Annotated in this window: 22 protein-coding genes and 2 pseudogenes; 10 read left to right on the plus strand and 14 right to left on the minus strand. The window is 69.8% G+C overall.

All coding sequences use genetic code 11. The features are described 5' to 3' along the window. From glmS to GPZ80_RS22530, 4 genes are all read right to left on the minus strand, one after another. A complete protein-coding gene (gene glmS / locus GPZ80_RS22515; protein WP_187222983.1) occupies window positions 1-1,827 on the minus strand; it encodes a glutamine--fructose-6-phosphate transaminase (isomerizing) in 1,827 nt (608 codons plus the stop codon). A gap of 9 nt (window positions 1,828-1,836) precedes the next feature. Beyond that, on the minus strand, window positions 1,837-2,106 hold the full coding sequence (locus GPZ80_RS22520; protein WP_187222984.1) for a hypothetical protein: 270 nt from the start codon (window positions 2,104-2,106) through the stop codon (window positions 1,837-1,839). Window positions 2,107-2,170: 64 nt separating this feature from the next. Continuing rightward, window positions 2,171-2,818: a response regulator gene (locus GPZ80_RS22525; protein WP_187222985.1), complete on the minus strand. Its 648-nt coding sequence runs from the start codon at window positions 2,816-2,818 to the stop codon at window positions 2,171-2,173. Beyond that, complete coding sequence (locus GPZ80_RS22530; protein ID WP_187222986.1) at window positions 2,815-4,071, minus strand: sensor histidine kinase; 1,257 nt, start codon at window positions 4,069-4,071, stop codon at window positions 2,815-2,817. Before GPZ80_RS22530 ends, GPZ80_RS22525 begins: the two co-directional genes overlap by 4 nt. 152 nt (window positions 4,072-4,223) lie before the next feature. Between GPZ80_RS22530 and GPZ80_RS22535 the strand changes: the two genes are divergently transcribed. Next, a complete protein-coding gene (locus GPZ80_RS22535) occupies window positions 4,224-6,188 on the plus strand; it encodes an ABC1 kinase family protein (RefSeq protein WP_187222987.1) in 1,965 nt (654 codons plus the stop codon). Here the strand turns inward: GPZ80_RS22535 and mug are convergent. The 7 genes from mug to uvrA all read right to left on the minus strand — a co-directional run bounded on the left by mug (window position 6,142) and on the right by uvrA (window position 15,444). After that, window positions 6,142-6,681 (minus strand): G/U mismatch-specific DNA glycosylase, encoded by a 540-nt coding sequence (gene mug / locus GPZ80_RS22540; RefSeq protein WP_312880506.1) that lies wholly within the window; start codon window positions 6,679-6,681, stop codon window positions 6,142-6,144. The genes GPZ80_RS22535 and mug overlap by 47 nt on opposite strands. Window positions 6,682-6,810: 129 nt before the next feature. Then, window positions 6,811-7,713, minus strand: coding sequence for an esterase/lipase family protein (locus GPZ80_RS22545; protein WP_187222990.1), 903 nt, complete (start codon window positions 7,711-7,713; stop codon window positions 6,811-6,813). Window positions 7,714-7,896: 183 nt separating this feature from the next. Further along, window positions 7,897-8,397 carry a methylated-DNA--[protein]-cysteine S-methyltransferase gene (locus GPZ80_RS22550; protein ID WP_187222992.1) on the minus strand — a complete coding sequence of 167 codons (501 nt, stop codon included), beginning with the start codon at window positions 8,395-8,397 and terminating at the stop codon, window positions 7,897-7,899. After that, window positions 8,394-9,884 carry an AlkA N-terminal domain-containing protein gene (locus tag GPZ80_RS22555; RefSeq protein ID WP_187222994.1) on the minus strand — a complete coding sequence of 497 codons (1,491 nt, stop codon included), beginning with the start codon at window positions 9,882-9,884 and terminating at the stop codon, window positions 8,394-8,396. The genes GPZ80_RS22550 and GPZ80_RS22555 overlap by 4 nt, the downstream gene beginning before the upstream one ends. A 93-nt stretch (window positions 9,885-9,977) precedes the next feature. Beyond that, the gene (locus GPZ80_RS22560) at window positions 9,978-12,350 is read right to left on the minus strand and encodes a SagD/YcaO family ATP-dependent cyclodehydratase (protein ID WP_187222996.1); all 2,373 of its coding nucleotides are present in this window, start codon (window positions 12,348-12,350) and stop codon (window positions 9,978-9,980) included. Further along, entirely contained in the window at window positions 12,301-12,534 is a 234-nt protein-coding gene (locus GPZ80_RS22565; protein ID WP_187222997.1) for a hypothetical protein, read from the minus strand. Before GPZ80_RS22565 ends, GPZ80_RS22560 begins: the two co-directional genes overlap by 50 nt. 57 nt (window positions 12,535-12,591) lie before the next feature. After that, the gene (gene uvrA, locus GPZ80_RS22570) at window positions 12,592-15,444 is read right to left on the minus strand and encodes an excinuclease ABC subunit UvrA (protein WP_187222999.1); all 2,853 of its coding nucleotides are present in this window, start codon (window positions 15,442-15,444) and stop codon (window positions 12,592-12,594) included. A gap of 237 nt (window positions 15,445-15,681) precedes the next feature. Here uvrA and GPZ80_RS22575 point away from each other — a divergent pair, with 237 nt between their 5' ends. After that, on the plus strand, window positions 15,682-16,434 hold the full coding sequence (locus GPZ80_RS22575) for a maleylpyruvate isomerase family mycothiol-dependent enzyme (RefSeq protein WP_246477351.1): 753 nt from the start codon (window positions 15,682-15,684) through the stop codon (window positions 16,432-16,434). Window positions 16,435-16,570: 136 nt separating this feature from the next. Here the strand turns inward: GPZ80_RS22575 and GPZ80_RS22580 are convergent, their stop codons facing one another. Further along, on the minus strand, window positions 16,571-17,815 hold the full coding sequence (locus GPZ80_RS22580; protein ID WP_312880507.1) for an acyltransferase family protein: 1,245 nt from the start codon (window positions 17,813-17,815) through the stop codon (window positions 16,571-16,573). Between the two features lie 101 nt (window positions 17,816-17,916). Here GPZ80_RS22580 and GPZ80_RS22585 point away from each other — a divergent pair, with 101 nt between their 5' ends. The 8 genes and pseudogenes from GPZ80_RS22585 (at window position 17,917) to GPZ80_RS22615 (ending at window position 22,989) form a co-directional block, all read left to right on the plus strand. Continuing rightward, complete coding sequence (locus tag GPZ80_RS22585) at window positions 17,917-18,621, plus strand: MBL fold metallo-hydrolase (RefSeq protein ID WP_376771708.1); 705 nt, start codon at window positions 17,917-17,919, stop codon at window positions 18,619-18,621. A gap of 119 nt (window positions 18,622-18,740) precedes the next feature. Beyond that, window positions 18,741-19,010, plus strand: coding sequence for a type II toxin-antitoxin system Phd/YefM family antitoxin (locus GPZ80_RS22590; protein ID WP_187223000.1), 270 nt, complete (start codon window positions 18,741-18,743; stop codon window positions 19,008-19,010). Next, the gene (locus GPZ80_RS22595) at window positions 19,000-19,464 is read left to right on the plus strand and encodes a type II toxin-antitoxin system VapC family toxin (RefSeq protein WP_187223001.1); all 465 of its coding nucleotides are present in this window, start codon (window positions 19,000-19,002) and stop codon (window positions 19,462-19,464) included. The genes GPZ80_RS22590 and GPZ80_RS22595 overlap by 11 nt, the downstream gene beginning before the upstream one ends. Window positions 19,465-19,479: 15 nt before the next feature. Continuing rightward, window positions 19,480-19,686, plus strand: a pseudogene (locus GPZ80_RS32900) (MBL fold metallo-hydrolase); the annotation flags it as partial. Between the two features lie 558 nt (window positions 19,687-20,244). Then, the gene (locus GPZ80_RS32165) at window positions 20,245-20,607 is read left to right on the plus strand and encodes a Fic family protein (RefSeq protein WP_312880512.1); all 363 of its coding nucleotides are present in this window, start codon (window positions 20,245-20,247) and stop codon (window positions 20,605-20,607) included. 116 nt (window positions 20,608-20,723) lie between these two features. Continuing rightward, window positions 20,724-20,915: pseudogene (locus tag GPZ80_RS22605) on the plus strand (MBL fold metallo-hydrolase); the annotation flags it as partial. A gap of 380 nt (window positions 20,916-21,295) precedes the next feature. Next, window positions 21,296-21,817 carry a TrmH family RNA methyltransferase gene (locus tag GPZ80_RS22610; protein WP_187223003.1) on the plus strand — a complete coding sequence of 174 codons (522 nt, stop codon included), beginning with the start codon at window positions 21,296-21,298 and terminating at the stop codon, window positions 21,815-21,817. 71 nt (window positions 21,818-21,888) lie between these two features. After that, window positions 21,889-22,989, plus strand: coding sequence for an NAD(P)/FAD-dependent oxidoreductase (locus tag GPZ80_RS22615; protein ID WP_187223005.1), 1,101 nt, complete (start codon window positions 21,889-21,891; stop codon window positions 22,987-22,989). 49 nt (window positions 22,990-23,038) lie between these two features. Here the strand turns inward: GPZ80_RS22615 and GPZ80_RS22620 are convergent, their stop codons facing one another. Both GPZ80_RS22620 and GPZ80_RS22625 read right to left on the minus strand, forming a co-directional pair. Then, window positions 23,039-23,503, minus strand: coding sequence for an SRPBCC family protein (locus tag GPZ80_RS22620; RefSeq protein ID WP_187223006.1), 465 nt, complete (start codon window positions 23,501-23,503; stop codon window positions 23,039-23,041). Then, entirely contained in the window at window positions 23,500-23,862 is a 363-nt protein-coding gene (locus GPZ80_RS22625) for an ArsR/SmtB family transcription factor (RefSeq protein WP_187223008.1), read from the minus strand. The genes GPZ80_RS22620 and GPZ80_RS22625 overlap by 4 nt, the downstream gene beginning before the upstream one ends. Window positions 23,863-24,102: the final 240 nt, after the last annotated feature.

Consider the following 24,102-nt stretch of genomic DNA (forward strand, 5'->3'; position numbering starts at 1 on the left):
TTACTCGACCGTGACGCTCTTGGCGAGGTTGCGCGGCTTGTCGACGTCGCGGCCCAGCTCCACGGCCAGGTGGTAGGCGAGCATCTGCAGGGCGATCGTGAAAACGATCGGGTCGAGCTCGGGCTCGCCGCGCGGCACGCGAATGATGTCGTCGGCCAGGCCGTCGGGCAGCTCAGCGTTCGTCACCGCGATGACCGGGCCGCCGCGCGCCTTGATCTGCTCCATGGTGCTGAGGTTCTTCGACAGCAGTTCGTCGTCCGGCACGATCACGACGCTGGGCATGTCCGCGTCGATCAGCGCGAGCGGCCCGTGCTTGAGCTCCGCGGACTGGTACGCCTCGGCGTGGACGTAGGAGATCTCCTTGAGCTTCTGCGCGCCCTCGCGGGCGACGGGCCAGCCGCGCACCCGGCCGAGGAAGAACATGTGCGTGGCCTTCGAGTAGCGCTTGGCGATCTCCCGCACCTCGTCGTCGGTGGTGAGCACCTGCTCGATGTGCTCGGGCAGCGCCCGCAGCCCGTTGACGATGCGGGCGCCGGACGAGGCCGACAGGTCGCGTACCCGGCCCAGCAGCAGCGCGAGCATCGCGAACGAGACGGACATGTTCGTCATCGCCTTGGTGGACGCGACCGACACCTCGGGTCCGGCGTGCAGGAACACGCCGCTGCCGCACTCGCGGGCGACCGCGCTGCCGACGACGTTGACCGCGCCGATCACCCGACCGCCCTTGCGCCGCAGCTCCTGCACGGCGGCCAGGGTGTCCAGGGTCTCGCCGGACTGGCTGATCGCGACGTAGAGGGTGTCCGGGTCGACCACGGGGTTGCGGTAGCGGAACTCCGACGCCGGTTCGGCGTCGGCCGGGATGCGGGCGAGTTCCTCGACCAGGGACGCGCCCATCTGGCCCGCGTAGTACGCGGAGCCGCAGCCGAGGAACTTGACCCGGCGGACCGCGCGCAGCGCCATCGCGTCGAGGCCGAGACCGCCGAGGTGCGCGGTGGCGAAGCGCTCATCGAGCCTGCCGCGCAGCGCGCGCTCGACTGCCTCGGGCTGCTCGGCCATCTCCTTGCGCATGAAGTCGGGGAAGCCGCCGAGCTCGTAGTCGTCGGCGAGGACGTCGACGGTCGTCGGCTCCTTGCTGGTGCGCCGGGCCTCCAGCGTGCTGGTGCGGTACTCGTCCGCCTTGACCGTGGCCAGCTCGCCGTCGTCGAGGAACACCACGCGCTGGGTGTGGTGCACCAGCGCGGCGACGTCGGAGGCGACGTACATCTCGCCGTCGCCGATGCCGAGCACGATCGGGCTGCCGTTGCGGGCGACGACGAGCTCGTCGGGGCGGGTCCGGTCGAGCACGACCAGGCCGTAGGTTCCCTCGACCTGCCGCACGGCCGCGCGGACGGCGTCCTCGAGCGACCCTTCGCCGAGCGCGGCGGCGATGAGGTGGGCGAAGACCTCGGTGTCGGTCTCGGAGTTGAGCTGGACGCCCTCGGCGGTCAGGCGGGCCCGCAGCGGCTCGGCGTTCTCGATGATGCCGTTGTGCACCACGGCGATCCGGCCCGCCGAGTCGAGGTGCGGGTGGGCGTTGCGGTCCGACGGCTCGCCATGGGTGGCCCAGCGGGTGTGCGCGATGCCGATCGACGAGGCGACCGGGGCGGACTCGGCCAGGCGGTCACGCAGCTCCTGCACGCGCCCGGCGGCCTTGGTGACCACCAGCTTGCCCTTGCGCAGCACGGCCACGCCGGCGGAGTCGTAGCCGCGGTACTCCAGCCGGTGCAGGCCCTCGACCAGCACCGGGGTGGCGTCGCGGTCCCCGACGTATCCGACGATTCCGCACATACATGCTCCCTATCCGTAGACGATGCGGCGCAACTGGCGCTCGGTCAACTCCGGCGGCGCGACCGGCCGGGCGGCCAGTTCGGCCGCCAGTGCCGTCCAGATCTGCGCGTTGCGGTACTGCCTTCCCCGCAGCTCGGCGTGCCTGCGGCGGACGTACTGCTCGGTCGTCTCGCCGAAATACGCGATGACATCGGCGACGACCCGCGCCGCGATCCCGGGCGCGAGCCCGGTGCTCTCGGCGACGTGCCGGACGAGGTCCGGCGGCGGTGACTCGGTCACGACGTCCGACAGTGGCACCACCGCCCCCGTTAGGCAACTTTCCTGCCCGATTTCGGGCAGAATTTCAGGCCGGAGTGATGAAACCGGATTCGTAGGCGGTGATGACCGCCTGGGTGCGATCGCGGGCGCCCAGCTTGGCCAGGACGTTGCCCACGTGGGTCTTGACCGTCTGCAGGCTGACGAACAGCTTCTCGCCGATCTCGCCGTTGGACAGGCCGGTGGCCATCAGGCGCAGAACCTCAGCTTCCCGTTCGGTCAGCCCCGCGGCGGCCAGGCCCCGGTTGCCCTTGTTCGAGCCATGCGCGGCCACCAGCGCGCGGATCGCGGCCGGGAACAGCAGGGAGTCCCCGGTGGCGACCAGGCGTATCGCCTTGATGATGTCGTCGGGCCGGGTCCGCTTGAGCAGGAAGCCGCTAGCGCCGACCCGCAGGGCGTCGTAGACGTAGTCGTCGTTCTCGAAGGTCGTGACGACCAGGACCTTCGGCGGCTCCGCGAACGTCTCCAGCAGGTGGCGGGTGGCCGCGATGCCGTCCACCGCGGGCATCCGGACGTCCATCAGCACCACGTCGGGTCGCAGCCTGGCCACCATAGGGCCGACCTCGGCGCCGTCGCCCGCCTCGCCGACCACCGAGAGGTCCGGTTCCGAGTCGATGATCGCGCGCAGCCCCGCGCGGATCAGTTCCTCGTCGTCGACCAGCAGTACCGTGATCATTCCGCCACCAGTTCCTCGTCGCGCATGCCCGAGCGCAAGGGAATGCGCACGGCCACCACCCAGCGGCCGCCTTGGGCGCCCGCCGACATCTGTCCACGAAGGACGGTCACCCGCTCGCGCATGCCCGCCAGCCCCCGTCCGCCGCCCGGACGCGAACCATCCGCGCCCTCCAGCGGGTTTTCCATATCCAGCGCCAACTCGGCTTCGCGCACCGCCAGCCGCACGGTGACCGGGACCTTCCCCGCGTGCCGCAGGACGTTGGTCAGGCATTCCTGGACGATCCGGTACGCCTCGCGCGACACCGCCGCGGGCAGCCGCGCCACCTCACCATCCACAGTGGACTCCACGGCCACCCCGGCGATCCGGGTGCGGTCGAGCAGCCCCGGCAGGTCGTCGAGGGTCCACTGCGGCACGGTCGGCGCGCGGTCTTCCCGCAGCAGGCCGAGGACATGGTCGAGGTCCTCCAGCGCCGAGCGAGCCGACTCCTCGATCGCGCCGAGCGCCTTGTCGACGAACGCCGGGTCGGCGGCGAGCACGCGGCGCGCGGCGGCGGCCTGGACGGTGACGATGCTCAGCGCGTGGCCGACCGAGTCGTGCAGTTCGCGGGCCAGCCGGTTGCGTTCGGCGAGGTGTTCGGCCCGTTTACGCAGGGCGGCGAGTTCGTCGTCCGGGGTCGGGCCCAGCAATACGGGGGCCAGTCGGATGAACAGCGCCCCGCACCAGGACACGATGTGCACCAGCAGCAGCAGGCCCAGCACGCCGAGCGCCGGGATCCACGCGCCCGCCCAGCCCTTCGGCATCGGCGCCGAAGCCTGACCGAGGTAGAACGACCCGGTGAACGGCACCGCCAACGACGACACGACCGCGGGCGGCAGCGCCAGCGTGATCCCGCTGACGACCCCGCCGACCAGCAGGTGCAGCACCGCCCACGCCGCCGTGCGCCACCGCGCGGGCCAGGACGTCACCCGGCGCGTGGCGTGCTCGGGCACCGCGTCGCCGAGCAGTTCACGCGCCGCGGTCCCCTCGATCACCCGCACGGCCGGGATGAACGACATCACCACGATCGCGGCGACCATCACCAACAGGATCAGCGCCACGATCAGCCCGATCGGCATCCGGTCGCCCGCCACCGAGACCAGGGTGGAGGCCAGGAACACGTACGGGACCAGCAGCGCCCCGCCGATGATCAGGTACACCCAGCGCCGGTAGGTCGTCTCCCGACCCACCGGACCCAGCACCGCCCGCACTCCCACACCACCGATCCTGGCAGACCGCGCCCTGGCCGCCCCTCCCCCGCCCGGTCCGCGGCTGTCCCCCGTGCGAGGGAGGACGGTCACCCGCCCGTGGGAGGCTCACGCGGCGGGCGCCGCGCGACGATTCGGCGCGTCAAAGGGGGAAGGAAGCAATGAACTACGTCCTGCTCAGTGTCGTCGGTTTCGTGGGGTTCGCGGTCAGCGTCAAGATCATGATCGTCGGTGCCCGACGCACGCTCGGGGTGCACGTCGGAACGCTGCGGGCGGCGATCTCCAGCCTGGTCGCCTGGAGCCTCGCGGGGGTTGTCGGCCAAGGGATGCAGGAGGTGCGGCCGGGCGACGAAGCGGCGGTGCTGCTGTTCATCATCCCGCTCTTCGGCGGGACGCTGCTCATCGCCGTCGCGGTCCTCTTCGTCTGGGAGGTCGTGTGGCCCGCGGGCACGGGCCTGGGCCCGATCGGCTCACTGCGCGCGATCCGCGGCCGCTGGGCGCGCACCCGCCGCTACACCCGGATCACCGCGATCGCCGTGCGCCACGGCCTCGGCCCGTACCTGGCGGGCAAGCGCGAGGACAGCGGCCAGGCCCGACTCGCCCGCTCGCTGCGCACCGCGCTGGAGGAAGGCGGGGTCACGTTCGTCAAGCTCGGCCAGGTGCTGTCCACCCGCGCCGACCTGCTGCCGCCGGAGTTCATCGACGAGCTGAGCCTGCTGCAGGACCGGGTCGCCCCGGTGTCGGCCGACGCGATCGACACGGTGCTGCGGGCCGAGTTCGGCGCGGCGCCCGAGGACGTGTTCGCCGAGTTCGACACCACACCGCTGGCGTCGGCCTCGATCGCCCAGGTTCACCGGGCACGGCTGCGCTGCGGCGCGGACGCGGTGGTCAAGGTCCAGCGGCCAGGGGTGCGCGCACAGGTCGAACTCGATCTCGACATCGTGCACCGGCTCGCCCGGACCCTGGAATCCCGCACGTCCTGGGCGCGCTCGCTGGGCGTGGTCGACCTGGCCGCGGGCTTCGCCCAGGCCTTGTTGGAGGAACTGGACTTCCGGGTCGAGGCCCGCAACCTGACCACCGTCGCCGCGGCGTCCGGCGGGCACCTGCCCGACGCGGCGGTGCGGCTGCCGCTGGTGCACGAGAGCACCGAGCGGGTGCTGGTCATGGAGCGGCTCGACGGCGTCCCGCTGCGCAAGGCCGCGGCCGTGCCGGACCCCGCGGGCGCGGCTCGCGAACTGCTGCACTGCCTGCTGCGCCAGGTGGTCCAGGACGGCGTGTTCCACGCGGACCCGCACCCGGGCAACATCCTGCTGCTGTCGGACGGTCGACTCGGGATGCTCGACTTCGGCTCTGTCGGCAGGCTCGACACCTCGCTGCGGACCGGACTTCAAGACCTGCTGCTCGCCATCGACCGCGGTGACGCGGCGGCCCTGCGCGATGGTCTCCTGGCCGTGGTCGAGCGTCCCGCCGAGATCGACGAACGCAAGCTGGAGCGGGCGCTCGGCGGCTTCATGGCCACGCACCTGCAGCACGGGTCCGAACCGGACATCACCATGTTCACCGACCTGTTCCGGCTGGTGACGTCGTTCGGCCTGGCCGTGCCGCCCGCGATCGCCGCGGTGTTCCGGGCACTGACCACGATGGAGGGCACGCTGGCGCGGCTGTCCCCCGGGTTCGACATCGTCCTGGAGTCCCGTTCGTACATGGCCGCGCGGGTCGCGGGTCCCACAGCGGTGGCGGGCGCCCGCGAACTGGTCACCGGCGAGCTGATGGCCATGCTTCCGGTCCTGAGGCGGCTGCCCCGGCGGATCGATCGGATCAGCGGCGCGCTGGAGGAGGGACGCCTCTCGGCCAACGTGCGGCTCTTCGCCGACGAACGCGACCGCGCGCTCGTGACCGGACTGCTCAACCAGGTCATCCTGGCGTTCATCGGGGCCACCGCGGGCATCATGGCCGTGCTGCTGCTCGGCAGTGCGGGCGGGCCGCGGCTGGTTGGGGAAACCACGCTGTATCAAGGCATCGGCTACAACCTGCTGCTGATCAGCGCGCTCATCGGGCTGCGCCTGCTCTTCACCGTGTTCAGCCCTGCTCGCGCAGTGCCCGGAACTCCGCGGCGACATCGTTGAGCTGGAAGTGCGCGTTGAGACCGCTCGGGTTCGGCAGCACCCACAGCTTGGCTTCGCCGATCCGCTCGTCCTGCGGGCCGATCACCGCGTGCGGCACGCCGAAGGCGACCCGGTAGGCGGTGACGCCGACGATGGCGACGGTGTGCGGACGGTACTCGTCGACCACCGCGACCAGGCGTTCGCCGCCCGCGGCCAGTTCCTCGGCGGACAGCTCGTCGGCCCGGGCCGTCGCCCGGGCGACCAGGTTGGTCACGCCCAGGCCGAACTGGGGCAGCAGGTCCTGCTCGTCGGGGCGCAGCAGCCGCGGCGTGAACCCGGACAGGTGCAGGGCGGGCCAGAAACGGTTGCCCGGCCGGGCGAAGTGGTGCCCGGTGGCCGCGGAGTAGAGGCTCGGGTTGATGCCGCAGAACATCACGGCGAGGCCCGGCGCGAGGACGTCGGGAATGGTGCGGTCACGGGCGGCGGCGAGCTGGGCGCGGGTTGGCGGGGACACGCCCTCCATGGGACCAGAACTCGATCAAGCTCGCCACCGGGCCACCCGGTCGTCACATCCCGTCCACCGTTGCCAGTGCACGGGAACGCCGCACCTGAGATCAGGTGCGGCGTTCCCGATGACGAGTACTCAGAGGCAGGCGACGACGGCGGGAAGGCGCGAGTCGAGCTCGTGCATCGTCTGCTGGATCACCAGCGGGTCCCACGCGATCCCGATGTGCTCGACCGGGTCGACCGGGCACATGTCCTGCACCAACTTGTTCTTCACGTTCGACGCCGGGGCCAGCCACGCCGAGGTGTACGGGGTGACGACCTCGTCGTAGCGGGTCTGGATCACGGTGTACTTCACCGCCGGGTCCGTCTCGCCGCCCGCGTTGAGCTGCGTGAGGAACTCCGAACCGGCGAACTGCTGGCTGCACGCCGGACACTGGGTGTCGATGAAGGACTTCGCCAGCGGGATGGAGGTGAGCAGGTTCGACAGTCCCGCGACCGTCGTGCCGTGGTTGGACGGCGCCAGCCCGACCAGCTTGTTGACCTTGCTCGCGCCGCCGAGGTTCTTGATGTAGTAGCGCGGCATCATGCCGCCCTGCGAGTGCCCGACGATGTCCACCTTGGACGCGCCGGTCTTGGCCAGCACCTGGTCGATGAAGGCGGACAGTTCCTTCGCCGAGGTCGCGATGTCACCGGTGCCGTTGATCGTCCGGGTCGGGTCGACGCTGCCGTAGTTCAGGGCGAACACGCAGAAGCCCGCGGCCTGCAGCGCGGGCGACATCGTGCCCCAGTTGTCGTACATGTTCTCGAATGTGCCGTGCACGAGCACCACGGGCCGCGGGTGCAGGAAGCTCAGTGGACACCCGAAGTTGTTCGCACCCGGCGGGGTCGCGTTCGGGTTCGCCACCGAGTACTCGTACGCGCTCTGGAAGTTCGTGGGAGCGTCGGCGGCCGAAGCGGGCCCGATCGTGGCGATCCCAGCGCCCGCGACGAGTGCGACAGCGGCGGCGATCAGGGACACACGGGTGGAACGCGATCTCATGGTGACTTCCTTGAGGTGACTGGACGAACGTTGGCCTTGACCCCTCGGCGGCGTCCGGCCGATGGACCCGACGCCGCCGAGGAAATTACTCCGTTCGGCCGATAAGGGAAGTCACGTTTTGGCCTGCTTCGATTCTTTGTCACAAGAGCACAAGAAATCGCGAGTGGATCACTCCACCTGTGCTCAGACCTGGGCCGTCAGACCCCGCTCGAAGTCGAGCAGGTAGCGCTTGCGGGGCAAGCCGCCGCCGTAGCCGGTGAGGTCGCCGGACGATCCGACCACCCGGTGGCACGGCACGATCAGGCCGATCGGGTTTTTCCCGTTGGCCAGACCCACCGCGCGCGACGCGGCGGGCTTGCCCAGCCGGGCCGCCAGCTCGCCGTAGGAGATGGTCTCGCCGTACGGGATCTCGCGCAGCTGCGTCCACACGCTGCGCTGGAAGTCGGTGCCCGCGAACGTCATGGGCAGGTCGAACCGCTCGCGGTCGCCCGCGAAGTACTCGCCGAGCTGGGTGATCACCTCGCCGAACGCCTCGTCGTCGCGCTCGCCGAAGGTCTCCTCGGGTGGGCGGTGCCGCTGCTGTTCCATGTACAGGCCGCAGAGGACACCGTCGGTGGCGACCAGGGTCAGCGCGCCGACAGGGCTGTCGACGACCGTGTGGGAGCGGGTGATCGTGGCGGTCATGGGTTCTCCTGGGTCGTGGGCATTCGGTTGATGGCGTGTTCGCTCGTGCCCCACAGGTACTGCGTGGCGTAGGCGCGCCAGGGCCGCCAGGCCTGGGCGTGCGCGGTGAGCGCTTTCGGGTCGGTGGGCAGGTCGAGGGCGGCGGCGGCCACCTTGACGCCGAGGTCGCCGGGGACGAAGGCGTCCGGGTCGCCGAGGGCGCGCATGGCGATCATCTCGACGGTCCACGGACCGAAACCGGGCAGTTCCCGCAGGGCCTGGCGGGCGGCGTGCCAGTCGGAGCCGACCCCGAGGTCCAGTTCGCCCGCCGCGAGGGCGCTGACCAGGGTCGTCAGTGTGCGCCTGCGGGACCGCGGCATGGCCAGCGTCTCCGGGTCGATCCCGGCGAGCGCCTCCGGCGTGGGGAACAGGTGGGTGAGGCCGCCGCCGGGGTCGTCGACCGGGTCGCCGTGGGCGGTGACGAGCCGGGCCGCGTGGGTCCGGGCGGCCGCGGTCGACACCTGCTGGCCGAGGACGGCGCGGACGGCGAACTCGGCCGAGCAGACCGTGCGCGGCACCCGCCTGCCCGGGTCCTTCGCGACCAGCGGCGCCAGGTGCGGGTCGCCGGAGAGCAGTTCGTCTACTGCCACCGGGTCGGCGTCAAGGTCGAGCATCCACCGGCAGCGGCTGATCGCGAGGGAGAGATCGCGCAGGTCGGAGAGCATCAGCTTGCAGCCGACGTGCTCCGGGAAGGGGCGCAGCTCGACGATCGCCGGACCGTGCGGCAGCCGGATCGTGCGCCGGTAGGCGCCGTCGCGCCACTCCTCCACCCCCGGCACAGCGGTGGCCGCGAGGTGGCCGAACAGGTTGTCCGGACACAGCGGCGCGCGGAACGGCAGCCGCACGGTCATGGTGGTCGACGGCGTCGCGTCCGGCCTGCCCGCCGGGCGCACTCGCTGTCGCAGCTCGGTGGGCGACTGGGCGAACACCTCGCGGACCGTGTCGTTGAACGTGCGCACGCTGGCGAACCCGGCGGCGGGCGCCACCACGGCCATCGGCAGGGCGGTTGTCTCGATCAGCAGCCGCGCCGTCTGGGCGCGCTGGGCCCGGGCGATGGCCAGCGGGCCCGCGCCGAGTTCGGCCTGCAGCTGCCGCTCGATCTGCCGGACGCTGTAGCCGAGCCTGCGGGCGAGCCCGGGCACGCCCTCGGTGTCGACGACACCGTCGGCGATCAGCCGCATCGCCCGGGCCACCAGGTCGGCCCGCTCATTCCACTGTGGAGAGCCAGGGCTGGCGTCGGGCCTGCACCGCTTGCAGGCGCGGAAACCGGCCTGCTGGGCTGCCGCCGCGCTCGGGTAGAAGCGCATGTTGCGGACCTTGGGCGGGACGACGGGACAGCTGGGTCGGCAGTAGATCCGGGTGGTGAGGACGGCGGTGAAGAACCAGCCGTCGAACCGTGCGTCCTTCGACTGCACGGCTCGCACGCAACGCTCCACCTCGGTGTACATGCGACCAGTCTTCCCCAGGCCACCGACACCGGCTGGCGGGAAAACGACACCGAGGTCGACACCGACGGTGCCGTCGCTTTTCTGCCTGCCCGGCTACCAGACGGGGTGGATGTGCGTGCGGCTCGCCGTCAACGTGCGGCCGCGCAGCCGGGGCACGACCGAACGGTCGTTGCCGTGGCCGTAGCTGATCGGCTGCAGGTCGGGGCTCACCGCGCGGACCACCCGGAACGGTCCCGTCGCGACGTCGGCGCTCGTCACGTCGACCACGGCCACCCGGACCTTCGCCGACCCCAGGACGTGGGCCAGGTCGGTGACCGACGACTCGGCGACCGGTTCACGCAGGTCGCGCAGCCGGGACGTGCCACCGCAGCGGAGCCGGTCGAAGGCGGCGACCCGGTCGAGTGGGAAGTAGTAGGCGGCGTGGTCGAGCATCTCGCGCACGTCTTCTGGGGACTTGGGCACCGGGCGCTCCCGCATGAGACCCGCCAGGTGCGACGCGGTCTGCGCGAGTTCGAGCACCGCGGCCCGGATCGCCGCGCGGGGTGACCGGTCGGCCCCGAGACCCAAGGTCGCACCGGGCCTGCGCTTGCCGTCGCCGAGGGCCAGCGCGGCTGCGGTGACGCCGTACATGCTGGTGGGCAGCAGGTACACCTCGACGGTGACGCCCTGCGTGCGCAGCGCCTCGACGATGGCGGCCAGGTCCGGGTCGAGCGTGTCGTCGAGTTCGACGAACCGGCCCTTGGCGCCGGTCAGCCACGCGGCCATCATCGCGTCGCGCTCGATGAGTTCGAGGACCGCGCGGACGGTGGCCGACTCGGCGTCGGCGCCCGCGGCGAGCCCGTTGGAGGTGCCCTGGCAGATCAGGTGCTCAGGCAGCAACGTCATCGCCAGGTAGGTGAAGACGGCGGGGACCCAGACGGGTCGGTCGGTGCCCAGCCAGGTGCCGCGGACCCACGGGTGGTCGGTGCGGCGGTCGAACGGGGCGAACTCGAACCCGGGGCGGGCGTAGCTTTCCGCTTGGTACAAAGGGAATTCGCGTGGGTCGAGGATGTCCCCAGCCAGGTCGGCGGGCCGCGCCCACACCAGTTTCTCGGCTTCGGGCAGCGACGGCGCGTACCGCTCGACCGCCTCCCCCACCGCCGACAGGATCGCCTCGGCCTGGGTGGCGCCCTTGCCCCAGCCGATCGGCAGGGCCTTCGCCCGCCCTTCGGCGTCGAGGTGGTGTGGGGGCGCGGCGGTGGCGACGAAGGGCAGGTCGGGTCCGGTGCCGAGTGGCTGTTTGAGGGAGATCCACGGAATGACGCCGGTCAGCGGGTCCACCCAACCCGCCAGCGCCTCCAGCAAGGCGGCCGGGTCGTCGCCCGCGGGGAGCCCCACGGTGCCGATGCCCTCGGCGCCGCCGCAGACCTCGCACGACGGCAGGGGAATCACGCGGTGCCAGACGACTTCGCCGTCGACCACCTCGGCGAGGTGGTCGACGAGTTCGCGCGCGCCATTCCGCAGGAGCGCGACGACCCGGTCGGCGTCGGGGTCGGGGAGGTCGAGGCTGCCCGCGTAGCAGCCGTGGCTGCCAGACCGCTCGGTGCGGTCCTCGACCAGCTCGTCGCGGACGACAGTGGTCTTGTCCGGGCCTTCCGGCGGGGTGATCCGGCCGTACAGCAGGCCCGAGACAGCGGCGGTGCGCTCCACGTCGTCATCCACGCCGACAACGATCGACACCGCCGCAGTGCGCTCGACAACGTCATCCGCACTGGCGATAACCGACCGCGCGACCGCCGTCGTGCGCTCCACGTCATCATCCACGCCGACAACGACCGGTCCGGCCACCGCCGTCGTGCGCTCGACATCGTCGGCCCCGGTGATGACGGATCGCGGGACCGCCGTGGTCCGCTCCACATCGTCATCGGCCGCGGTCATGGTCGACCCCGCCACCGCCATGGTGCGCTCCACGACGTCATCGGTTGCGATGGCCACCGAGCGCGGCACGGCGCAAGTGCGGTCCGGATCGTCGGCGGTCGCGGCCGACACCGCTTTCGCGGCGGGGCGGCGCAGTGCGATGCCCATCGCCGAATGGGCGACGGCGATGTGCGCGACCTGCGGGGCGACCGCGCCGAACGAGGCCGCTTTGGCGGCGAGGATGCGCCGGCGCGCGCACTCCGCGCAGCCTGGGCGGCCGGGGACGGACAGCGGACCCACGAGGACCCGGTCACCGTCGAACGTGAGCGCGACAGCGGGAAGTCGGGCGGTACGGGCCCACCGGCCGAACGGAGTCAGGTCTTCCTCGTCCACGGCGACGTGGATCGCGAGTCGCGCCGTCGGCGGCGGCACACAGCCGGGACCGCCGTAGACCACGACGGCGTCCCCGAGTGCTTGTCGCACTCGGGTCAGCGTGGTGGTCTCGCGGCTGGTGGCCTGGTCAGCCCGCACGCACCGCCCCCAAGTCCAAGGCGTGTCGAGGGCGGCCATGGCTCACCAGGGTGAAGTCCGCGGGCGCGGTGATCCCCTTGAGGACCTCCCAGAACCGCAGTTCCTCGTCGCCGCCCCCGCGCAGCGCCTGGGGCGCGGCGGTGGCCCGCGAAGGTGTGGCCACTTTCGCGACGAGTTCCCGGGTGTCTTGCATGGCGGCCTCCTGGTTGCGTACCTCGGTCATGAGGTAGGAGTCGGCAACCGGTCGAGGGATACATCATCCACCCGGGATCTTTGCAGGTCACATCACGTGCGCGAGGAACTCCCCGGTGTAACTGCCCTCGACCTTGACCACGTCCTCCGGCGTCCCCTCGGCGACGATCATGCCGCCGCCCGAGCCGCCCTCCGGACCCATGTCGACGATCCAGTCCGAAGTTTTGATCACGTCGAGGTTGTGCTCGATGACGATCACGGTGTTTCCCTTGTCCACCAAGCCGTTGATCACACCGAGCAGCTTGCGGATGTCCTCGAAGTGCAGGCCGGTGGTCGGCTCGTCGAGGATGTAGACCGTCTTGCCGGTGGAGCGCTTCTGCAGCTCACTGGCGAGCTTGACGCGCTGTGCCTCGCCGCCGGACAGGGTCGGCGCGGGCTGGCCGAGCCGGACGTAGCCGAGGCCGACGTCGACCAGGGTCTGCAGGTGCCGATGGATCGCCTTGATCGGCTCGAAGAACGCCGCGGCCTCCTCGATCGGCATGTCGAGGACTTCGGCGATCGTCTTGCCCTTGTAGTGGACCTCAAGGGTTTCGCGGTTGTAGCGCGCGCCCTTGCAGACCTCGCAGGGCACGTACACGTCCGGCAGGAAGTTCATCTCGATCTTGATCGTGCCGTCGCCCGCGCACGCCTCGCAGCGGCCGCCCTTGACGTTGAACGAGAAGCGGCCGGGCTGGTAGCCGCGGACCTTCGCCTCCGTGGTGGAGGCGAACAGCTTGCGGACGTGGTCGAACACGCCGGTGTACGTGGCCGCGTTGGACCGCGGGGTGCGGCCGATCGGCGACTGGTCGACCTGCACGAGCTTGTCGACCTGGTCGAGCCCGCGCACCCGGGTGTGCCGCCCGGGGACCTGGCGAGCGCCGTTGAGCTTGTTGGCCAGCACGGTCGCGAGGATGTCGTTGACCAAAGTGGACTTGCCCGAGCCGGACACACCGGTGACGGAGACCAGGCAGCCCAACGGGAACGACACGTCGATGCCGCGCAGGTTGTGCTCGCGCGCGCCGACGACGGTGAGCTGGCGCTTCTTGTCGATGGTGCGGCGCACCAGCGGCATCGGGATGACGCTGCGGCCTGCGAGGTAGGCGCCGGTCAGCGATTCCTTGTTCTTGAGCAGGTCCTTGAACGTGCCGCTGTGCACGACCCGGCCGCCGTGCTCGCCCGCGCCCGGACCGATGTCGACGATCCAGTCGGACTGGCGGATGGTGTCCTCGTCGTGCTCGACGACGATCAGCGTGTTGCCCAGGTCGCGCAGCCTGGTCAGGGTCTCGATCAGGCGGTGGTTGTCGCGCTGGTGCAGGCCGATCGACGGCTCGTCGAGCACGTAGAGCACGCCGACAAGGCCCGAGCCGATCTGCGTGGCCAGCCGGATGCGCTGCGCCTCGCCGCCGGACAGGGTGCCGGACGCGCGGTCGAGCGACAGGTAGTCGAGGCCGACGTCGAGCAGGAACCGCAGGCGCGCCTGGATCTCCTTGAGGACCGCGCCGGCGATCATCGTCTCGCGCTTGCCGAGCTTGAGCCCGTCGAGGAACGCCGAGCACTCGCTGATCGACATCGCCGAGATGTCGGCGATCGAGCGGTCGCCGTACTCGCCGTGGTGCAGGGTCACCGCGAGGATCTCCGGCTTGAGTCGAGAACCCTGGCACGAGGGGCACGGCACCTCGCGCATGTAGCCCTCGTACTTCTCCCGCATGTACTCGGAGTCGGTCTGCTCCTGCCGCCGCTCGAGGAACGGGATCACGCCCTCGAACGCCGCGTAGTAGGACCGCTCGCGCCCGTACCGGTTCTTGTAGCGGACGTGCACCTGGTCGTCGACGCCGTGCAGGACCGCCTTCTGCGCCTTCGCGGGCAGCCGCCGCCACGGCGTGTCCATCCGGAACCCGACGGTCTCGCCGAGCGCGGCGAGCAACCGGACGAAGTACTCCGCGGTCTGCCCGCCCGCCCACGGCGCGATGGCGCCGTCTTCGAGGGAGAGCTCGTCGTCGGGGACGACGAGTTCCGGGTCGACCTCCTTCTTGATGCCGATGCCCGTGCAGACCGGGCACGCGCCGTACGGCGAGTTGAAGGAGAACGAACGCGGTTCCAAGTCCTCGACGCCGAGCGGGTGGCCGTTCGGGCAGGCCAAGTGCTCGGAGAAACCGCGGATGCGGCCGGGATCGTGCTCGGGGACGTCGACGAACTCGAGTTCGACGAGGCCGTCGGCCAGCCGCAGCGCCGTCTCCACCGAGTCGGTGAGGCGCTGCTTGGAGGAGGCCTTCACCGAGAGCCGGTCGACGACCACGGCGATGTCGTGCTTCTCCTGCTTCTTGAGCTTCGGCGGCTCGGTCAGCGGGTAGACCTTGCCGTCGACCAGCGCGCGCGAGTAGCCCTGCGTCTGCAGCTGGGAGAACAGGTCGATGTACTCGCCCTTGCGGCCGCGGATCACCGGCGCGAGCACCTGGAACTTCAGGCCGGACTCCATCGCCAGGACCTGGTCGACGATCTGCTGCGGGGTCTGCCTGCTGATCGCCTCACCACAGGTGGGGCAGTGCGGCTTGCCTGCGCGCGCGTAGAGCAGGCGGAGATAGTCGTAGACCTCGGTGATCGTGCCGACCGTGGACCGCGGGTTGCGGCTGGTCGACTTCTGGTCGATCGAGACCGCGGGCGAGAGCCCCTCGATGAAGTCGACGTCCGGCTTGTCCATCTGCCCGAGGAACTGCCGCGCGTAGGCCGAGAGCGACTCGACGTACCGGCGCTGCCCCTCGGCGAAGATCGTGTCGAACGCGAGGCTGGACTTGCCGGAGCCCGACAGTCCGGTGAACACGATCAGGCTGTCCCTGGGCAGGTCGATGTCGACGCCGCGCAGGTTGTGCTCCCGGGCGCCGCGAACGACGAGGCGGTCGGCCACTGAGATCCCTTCGGTAGTGCTCTGAACTCGGGCAACGCGGCATCCGGGGAGGGAGCACGCAGCAGGTTGAGTGGCCACTGGTGGCCGGCACCCATGCTAAAGCCGGGCACCGACAATTCTCGCGGACCGGTCGCGGCGATGCACCCGCGGAGCGGTACCCACGGGTAACCTCACTCGCCTACGCTGGTCCACGGGAGCAGCTTTCGCTCCGTTCACGCCAAGCATGTCGGGGTCCTCATGACTGGGTCGAACACGTCCGCGAACACCATGAACGGCACGACCACCGCGGCCACGCTGGCCGCCGTGCGCGAGGCCACGGCTGTCCTGACCGGTGTGGTCGAGAGATTCGCGGAGACCGACTTCACCCGGCCCAGCCTGTTGCCGGGCTGGACCCGCGGGCATGTGGTCACCCACCTCGCCCGCAACGCCGACGCCCTGGTCAACCTGCTGACCTGGGCGCGCACCGGCATCGAGCACGCGGCCTACCCGAGTCGGGCCGACCGCGACGCCGACATCGCCGACGGCGCGAGCAGGCTAGGCCAGATCCAGCGCGAGGATCTGATCGCGGCCTGCGACCGCTTCATGGTCGAGGCTACGCGACTCGGCCACGAGGACTGGGCGGCGCGGGTGCAGCACCCCTCGGGCGACCCGATCGTCGCCGCGCGGATTCCGCAGATGCGCCTGTTCGAGGTGTGGACCCACCTGGTCGACCTCGACGCCGACGTGGGCTTCGACGCGGTCCCGAACGGCCACCTGGACCTGGTGCTCGACCGGGCGCTGCTCCCCCACCTGAACCGCACCGACGGCCACCCGCTGCGGCTGACCGTCTCACTGCCCGACGGCAGTGAGCGCAGCTGGGAACTCGCCATCGCCCCGGACGGCGGCAGCGAGGTGAGCGGGCCCGCGGCGGCCGCGCTGACCTGGCTGACCGGCCGCGGCAAACCCGCCGACCTCGTCGGCCCCATCCCCGACCTCGGCCCCTGGGGCTAACCCCTCCGGCAAGTGAGTCGCCCGGTCCTGAAACGCCCCTTCCCGCAACTGAGTTCACGATTCGCTCGGTCTGAGCGCCGAACTCGTTTTGTGGACGGGGCGACTCAGTTGCCGGGCGGGGCGACTCGCGTGGGGGTTAGCGGAGTTGGGAGGCTGCCATCGCCCAGGACGGTGGCAGCGACGTGGGTGCGTCCGCGGCGGGTCGGGGGACGGGGCCGGACGGGCCCAGGTCCGCGGACCTGGGCGGACCGGCCGCCTGAGGCTGGGGCACCTGCGGCAGGTCGCGGATCGCCTCCACCACGGCGCTGCCCGCCACACGGGCGCGCAGCCACACGTCGCCGGTGAGCCAGCGGTGGCACGGTTGCTCGACGAGCCGGGTCATCGCCCAGCCCAGCAGCACCGCCATCGCCACACAGGCGACCAGGCGGCCCCACGGTCCGACGCCCAGGTCGAGCAGGAATCGCGCGAGCACGAAGCCGAGTTCCTGGTGGACCAGGTAGACGCCGAACGAGATGCCGCCGAGCCAGCGGATCGGGGTGGCCAGCTGCCGCAGGCCCGGGATGTCCCAGTCGGGGCCGCCCGCGGCCGCGACGATGCCCGCGAGGATGACCCCGAAGGCCACGGTCGACCAGGTGTCGGCGAAGTAGGAGTGGGCGTCCTGCGCGACCAGGACCGCGGCCACGTAGACGGCGAGGTGCTTGCCGGAGAACCGGTCGCGGGTCCACAGCCAGATCGCGATGCCCACGCCGAACAGCGCCACCCGGTGCAGCGCCAGACCGTCGAAGACCGACCGCACCCACTGCGCCGAATCGACGTCGTCACGCCAGACGAACCGGATCACCAGCGGCACCACCACGAGCGACCACAGCAGCCAGGCCAATGCGGCGCCCCGCGACCAGCGGCGCGGCCACAGCAGCGCGGCGGCGAAGAAGGCCATCACCTGCACGGGCAACGTCCAGTAGGAGGGGTCGATCCAGTGGAAGGTCGGCGACCACGCCTGCACCATGAGCAGGTTCGCGGCCAGGTCCGTGACGTTGGGCACATACCACCCGAAAGCGGGCGCGACAGCGCGCGAGACGCCATAGGTGATCACCACCGCGAGCAGGTACGCGGGCAGCAGCCGGGCGAGCCGGTTGCGCAGCCACGTGCCCGTTTCCCCGCGTCGGACGGTCACACAGACGAAGAACGCGGAGATCACCAGCAGCGTGCTGGCGCCGAACTGCAGGGGCAGCACGAACGGGTACGGCCCCAACTCGGCGTGGTTGATCGGCGACTGGTGGGTGACGTGCTGGACGACGACCGAGAAGACGGCCAGCACCCGGATGACGTCCCAGCTCAGCTTGCGTGGGGACCGAGTTCGGATCTCTGTCTCTGAGTTCACGGGCTCGCAGGTGATCGGCGACAGTGGTCAGGTTTCAGGTCACGCTCAGGTAACAGGGTACTGCCCAACCTGCCGCGGTGCCTTCGCGGGTGGAACCAACGGTGGCAGACAGACTACCGTCGGCGACCGTGGACCTCGTCGACGACTACACCGGCCATGTCGAGCCCGGTGGCCCCGCTGCCCGCCGCACCCTGAACGCGCTGACGATCACCAAGGTGTCCGTCGGCCCGTTCGATAACAACGCGTACCTGCTGACCTGCCGCGCCACCCATGAGGCGCTGCTGATCGACGCCGCAGCCGACCCGACACGCCTGTCGGACGTCATCGGCTACGACAAGGACCGACCCAGCCTGAAGACCATCGTCACCACGCACCAGCACGGTGACCACTGGCAGGCGCTGGGCGCGGTCGCCGGAGCCAACGGCGCCAACACGATCGCCCACGAACTGGACGCGGGCCCACTACCGGTCCCCCCGGACCGGTTCGTGACCCAGGGCGACACGGTGGCGGTGGGGCAGGTGGAGCTGGAAGTGATCCACCTGCGCGGCCACACCCCGGGCTCCATCGCGCTGCTCTACCGTGACCCGGACGGCCACCCGCACCTGTTCACGGGCGACTCTCTGTTCCCGGGCGGTCCTGGACGGACAACAGATCCCAAGGACTTCACCAGCCTCATGAACGACCTGGAGTCCCGTGTCTTCGGCGAACTGCCGGATGACACGTGGTTCTACCCCGGCCACGGCGACGACTCGACCTTGGGCGACGAACGCCCGAAGCTGGACGAGTGGCGAGAGCGCGGCTGGTAGGCAGTACGGCCAGCACACCCAAGGCTGCTGAGCACGAGTGCTGCGGTATGGCCGCCTGGTGGCAGCCATACCGCAGCACCACGTAGCACAGCGTGCCACCGCCCGGTAGGGTAAAGGTCATGACAGCGCAGCCCGAGGTCACACAACGAGACCTCCGCAACAGGTCGAAAGAGATCATGGACGCCGTCGAGAGTGGGCGGTCGTTCACCGTCACCCGTGACGGCCATGAGATCGGTGAATTGATCCCGCTGCGCCGGCGTCGACGTTTCGTCGCACGAGCCGAGTTCGTCGCCACGTCACGCAACGCGGCGCAGGTCGACATCGACGCGTTCCGCGCCGATCAAGAAGCCGCGCTCGACCAGGAGCCGCGAAACCCTTATGAGCAGTGACTCTCACGCGCAAGGTCTGCTCGACACCAACATCTTGATCTTGCGTCGCTGGATCGACCCTGCCGAACTGCCGGATGAGATGGCCATCAGCGCGATCACGCTGGCCGAACTCTCGGCAGGGCCACACGAAGTCCGCCGGAACGAGGAGCAGGGCGCCTATGACGAGCACGTGGAACGTGCCCGTCGGCTCGATGTCCTGCAGCGTGCCGAGAGCGAATTCGACCCTGTCCCCTTCGACGTCGAAGCAGCCAGGATCTACGGACGAGTCTCTGCGGCGGTGATTGCCGGAGGACGTAAACCGCGGCGCAGGATGGTCGACCTCATGATCGCCGCTACTGCGATCGCCGAGGATCTTCCCTTGTTCACCACCAATCCAGATGACTTCAAAGGGCTTCAGGACCTGCTGACTGTCGTGCCGGTCACCCGCCCACGAGTGCCTCACGAAGTGCCGTGATCCGGTGTCGTCCAGCCTGCCCCGTTCACCGCTGAATTGCTGTTCCCCGGCGGTCCTGGACGGACAACAGACCCGACAGAGTTCACCAGCCTGATGGACGACTCGGGGTCCCGCGTGTTCGGCGAGCTACCGGACGACACGTGGTTCTACCCGGGCCACGGCGATGACTCCACCTTGAGCACGGAACGCCCCAAGCTGAGCGAGTGGCGCGAGCGCGGCTGGCGAGTCGAGGGAGGCTCCCCACCAAGGCCGATTTGGACGACTCCAGCGGACTTGGGAGCCTGGCATGCCCCAGTCCGCTGGCGGTATCATGACATGAGGAGAGGTCGAGTCTTCGCCGTTCGATGGGAGATGCTGGTCGTGACGGATCGCATGGTGAGCAAGGCGGCCGTAAAGCGGTTCGCCATCCGCTCGACAGCGGCTTCAGCGCACCTCGAACGCCGTACAATTCCCGCTGGATATGTCCGCTCAGAGCGCGTCAAGCAGTTCTTGGCGAAGCGCAGTCAGCGAGCGTGACATCATTCCCGCCAGGTTACGGCGAGACGCCCCTTTCTGCGGACGAAGCCGAGTCACTGCTCCCAGACGTACTAGAAGCACTCGGCTCACCTGCGAGCAAGACCGCCATATACGACCTTGAGCAAGAAGTGCAGCAAGAAGTCGCCGAAACCTTGCTGACCGAGGTGCTCAATGGCAATCGTTCTCTCGGCGAACTACTGACTGACCATTTCCTACGCGACCTACATCGTCAACTTTACGGAGATATCTGGAGTTGGGCGGGGCATCTATCGCAAGCGTGAACTGAACATCGGCGTGACCCCTGAACAGATCGCGGTCGAACTACGCAGCTCCCTGGACAACCTCCGCTATCGCTGGGACTTCACCAACGACTGGACGCCACGGGAATTCGGAATCGCAATCCACGCGGAGACAGTGAGAATTCTCCCGTTTACGGACGGAAACGGGCGCACAACCCGCCTGTTTGCCGATCTCATATTCGTTGCAACACAGGCCAACGAGAAGCTCAATCAGTACGACTGGAACCTCGACAAGGCCCAGTACATCACTCTGTTGCGTGAGTATGACTCTCATCGCGACCCTCGCGAACTAGCGGCATTCATTCCGGTATATCCGCTCGACGATTAGCCATTCGCATGGGCGGGACTTTCCCCGATCCATACGATAAGCGTCTAGATCCTTTCTTGCTCGCGGCCGTTGGCCGTAAGTGGCAGCGCTGAATCAGCCGGGGTATGTTCACCGCCAACGCTGACTTCCCCGGCGGGGTCGGCAAGACGACCAAGCCAGAGGACTGCACGTCCTTGATTGACGACGTGTCGTCCCGCATTCTCGACGTCCTCCCCGATGACACCTGGTTCTACCCAGGCCACGGCGACGACTCGACGCTGGGAGAGCAGCGTCCCCGCCTCGGCGAATGGCGCGAACGCGGCTGGTGAACGACGCGGGCCAGGTCAGCCGTCGGCGCGTTCGCGCCCGGCGACGGCCATCCAACTCGGCTCCCCTACTGGAATCGACGCCGTGCACCGGACGGCGAAGGCCCAGATCCAGTCCGACAGCGGCATGCCGTCCTGCCACTCGGGATTCAGCCAGTGGGGCGGCAGGTTAAGGTGATCACGGCGAGAAGTGCTCTCACCGAACGGATGCGGACCCAGCCGCTCTCGATCACCGCCTAATTCTCGGCTCGTGCTTCGAATGCTCGGTGCAGGTAAGATCCGATCGCCGCTGATCGCGGTGGAGTCGACGATGGCCCCCGGCGAGCCGCGAATCGCCGTGACATGGTGAAAACACCGCACGGGAGGCGTTCCTCCGCCAGGCGATGAGCGGGCTCGCCATCCGGGTCCGCACCCCGTCCGAAATCCGGCGATCCCGCCGTTCCCGCAGGCATTCCTGCTGGGACCACCTCTACGCAGCCCCGCTTTGGCCGCTGCACGGCGCCAACCTGGGCACGCTCGCCCGCACCTGCGACGCGGTCGGCGCGTGTCTCGCATTGCCGCGCTTTCCCTGGGTTCCTGAGGCGCTCGCCCGCGGCAACACGCTGCGCAAACCGCTGTGTGTTCACTGGACCGGCGACCCGCTCGGCTGGCTCGCCCGCCAACGCGAGCGCGGCGTGCGGATCGTCGGGGTCGAGCTCGCCGACGAAGCCGTGCGGTTGGCCGATGTCGGCGCGGCCCAGACCAAGACCGTGCTGGTGCTGGGACATGAACAGCGCGGCATCCCGCCGGAGGCGTTGGACCTGCTCGACACCTGCGTGGAGATCCCGATGATCGGCATTGGGGGCAGCCTCAACGTCGCGGTCGCCGGGTCTTTGGCGCTCTACAAGCTATCCGGGCTGATGTGACCCGGATCCCACACTCCGCTGTCACATCTCGGCGCGCCACGGTGTCCATGTGGTGACGAACGGAGATGCACATGACGAAGCACATCGTGGTCCTCGGTGCCGGGTACTCCGGCCTCATCGCCGCCAAGCTGGCGGCCCGGCACGCCGACGTGGCGGTCACCCTGGTCAACGCCCGTGACCGGTTCGTCGAGCGGGTGCGAATGCACCAGCTCGCCGCCGGGCAGGAGCTGCGGGACCGGCGGCTGGCCGACCTGCTCGACGAGACCGGCGTCACCCTCATCGTCGACCGGGTGACCGGGATCGACGCCGACGCCAGGACGGTCCGGCTCGCGAACCGCGCCGAGCAGCTGCCCTACGACACGCTGATCTACGCCCTGGGCAGCCAGGCCGACGTGGACACCGTCCCCGGGGTCCGCGAGCATGCCGTGACCGTGGCCGGGATCGAGCAGGCGTCCGCCGTGCGCGCGCACGGCACGGTGGCGGTGGTCGGCGGCGGGTTGACCGGGATCGAGGCCGCCACCGAGCTGGCCGAGACCTGCCCGGACCTCAAGGTCCGGCTCGTTACCGGCGGCGTCCTCGGCGGCGCGTTCTCGGAGCGTGGGCGCAAGCACGTGCGGCGGGTGTTCGAACGGCTGCGCATCGATATCCGGGATGAGGTGCGGGTCGCGGAGGTGCGGGCAGACGGGGTGGTGTTGGCCGACGGGGAGCACCTCAGCGCCGACACTGTCGTGTGGACGACCGGGTTCCGGGTGTCACCGCTGGCCCGCGAGGCGGGTTTCGAGGTGGACGAGCACGGCCGGATGGTCGTGGACGACACCCTGCGCTCGGTGTCGCACCCGGATGTCTACGGCATCGGCGACGCCGCGGCCGCCCGCATGTCGACCGGTCAGGAGCTGCGGATGGCTTGTGCCACCGCCATTCCCTGCGCGGTGTACGCGGTGCGGGCGATCGGCGACCGGATGGCGGGCAAGGAAGCCCGGCCACTGAAGTTCCGCTACGTCAACCAGTGCGTGAGCCTCGGCCGCCGCGACGGGCTGATCCAGTTCGTCGGGGCCGACGACAGCCCGACCGAGTCCGTCCTCACGGGACGGATCGCCGCGCTGTACAAGGAGGCGATCGTCAAGGGCGCCTTCCTGTCGCAGCGCCATCCGGGGCTGACCGCCCTTGTCTGACGACACCGGCTGACCGGGCTGGGCCGCGGAAGCGGCCCAGCCTTCCCGATCACGCGGTGGCGTTCTCGCGGCTGAGTTCGGCGCCGAGGGCGTCGAGGAGGTCGGCCATGCCCTCTTCGCGATACTTGGGCTGGTCGAGGCCGTCGAGGAAGGCGCCCTGTTCGGTGTAGGTGAGCAGGGTGCCGTCGCCCTTGGGGGTGAGCTCGACCGTCGCCAGCGACACCGAGATGCGCTGCTCGTCCATGTACATCTCGTACGACGACACGATTCGCTCGTTGGTCACGATGTCCTGGTACCGGCCGCGCATGGTGTGGACCGGCCCACCCTTGGGGCCGCCGCTGCTGGACTCCTCGCCGCCGACGCGGAAGTCGAGGCTCAGCGGGCTGCTGTCCCAGTCCTCCGGGCCCGCGAACCAGCGGGCCTTGAACTCCGGGTCGGCCCAGGCGCTGAAGACACGCTCGGGGGTGGCCGGGTAGACGCGCTCGACGACGAAGGTCGTGTGGGTGACGCTCATGTGTCTGTCCTTTTCTCTTCGGATTCGGTTTCAGGCGCGGTTTCGGCGAGGAAGTCCCCAAGCCGGTCGAGCCTGCTCTCCCAGGTCGCCTTGCGTTGGGTGATCCACTGTTCGGCCATGTTGAGCACTTTCGGCTCTATGCGGCAGGTGCGGACCCGTCCGACCTTTTCGGACTTCACCAGCCCGCTCGCTTCGAGGACCGCCAAGTGCTGCACCACCGCGGGCAGGGACATCGCCAGCGGTTTGGCCAGTTCGCTCACCGAGGCCGGTCCCCTGCCCAACCGCTCGACCATGGTCCGCCTGCTCGGGTCGGCCAGGGCGTGGAAGACCTTGTCGAGATCGCCGCGTTGGTTAAGCACATACTTAAGTATTCACGCCGACGCCGGAATGTCAAGCCGTCAGCCGGGATGAGATCGAAGGCGGTCTGCGCCAAGGAGCAAGGCGGCGCGCACGGGTCCGATAAGGACCGGCGGCGGCCGAAAAGAGGGGCGCGACCCTGCCGTCGGGGGGTGACAGGGCCGCGATGGTGAAGTCGCCGGCGGGGCCCGAGGTGTTACGCCCGGATGGGGTCGTCGAGCGTGGACGGTCACAGTCGAGGC

Source organism: Actinokineospora xionganensis, from assembly GCF_014323725.1.
Taxonomy (GTDB): Bacteria; Actinomycetota; Actinomycetes; order Mycobacteriales; family Pseudonocardiaceae; genus Actinokineospora; species Actinokineospora xionganensis.

Coding starts and splice junctions, on each gene's coding strand:
- GPZ80_RS22620 (WP_187223006.1), bottom strand. CDS start 23,503: ATGAGCGTCACCCACACGACCTTCGTCGTCGAGCGCGTCTACCCGGCC.
- glmS (WP_187222983.1), bottom strand. CDS start 1,827: ATGTGCGGAATCGTCGGATACGTCGGGGACCGCGACGCCACCCCGGTG.
- GPZ80_RS22575 (WP_246477351.1), top strand. CDS start 15,682: ATGACTGGGTCGAACACGTCCGCGAACACCATGAACGGCACGACCACC.
- GPZ80_RS22545 (WP_187222990.1), bottom strand. CDS start 7,713: ATGAGATCGCGTTCCACCCGTGTGTCCCTGATCGCCGCCGCTGTCGCA.
- GPZ80_RS22560 (WP_187222996.1), bottom strand. CDS start 12,350: ATGGCCGCCCTCGACACGCCTTGGACTTGGGGGCGGTGCGTGCGGGCT.
- GPZ80_RS22535 (WP_187222987.1), top strand. CDS start 4,224: ATGAACTACGTCCTGCTCAGTGTCGTCGGTTTCGTGGGGTTCGCGGTC.
- GPZ80_RS22610 (WP_187223003.1), top strand. CDS start 21,296: ATGAGCGGGCTCGCCATCCGGGTCCGCACCCCGTCCGAAATCCGGCGA.
- GPZ80_RS22590 (WP_187223000.1), top strand. CDS start 18,741: ATGACAGCGCAGCCCGAGGTCACACAACGAGACCTCCGCAACAGGTCG.
- GPZ80_RS22555 (WP_187222994.1), bottom strand. CDS start 9,884: ATGTACACCGAGGTGGAGCGTTGCGTGCGAGCCGTGCAGTCGAAGGAC.
- GPZ80_RS22565 (WP_187222997.1), bottom strand. CDS start 12,534: ATGACCGAGGTACGCAACCAGGAGGCCGCCATGCAAGACACCCGGGAA.
- GPZ80_RS22550 (WP_187222992.1), bottom strand. CDS start 8,397: ATGACCGCCACGATCACCCGCTCCCACACGGTCGTCGACAGCCCTGTC.
- GPZ80_RS22615 (WP_187223005.1), top strand. CDS start 21,889: ATGACGAAGCACATCGTGGTCCTCGGTGCCGGGTACTCCGGCCTCATC.
- GPZ80_RS22595 (WP_187223001.1), top strand. CDS start 19,000: ATGAGCAGTGACTCTCACGCGCAAGGTCTGCTCGACACCAACATCTTG.
- GPZ80_RS22525 (WP_187222985.1), bottom strand. CDS start 2,818: ATGATCACGGTACTGCTGGTCGACGACGAGGAACTGATCCGCGCGGGG.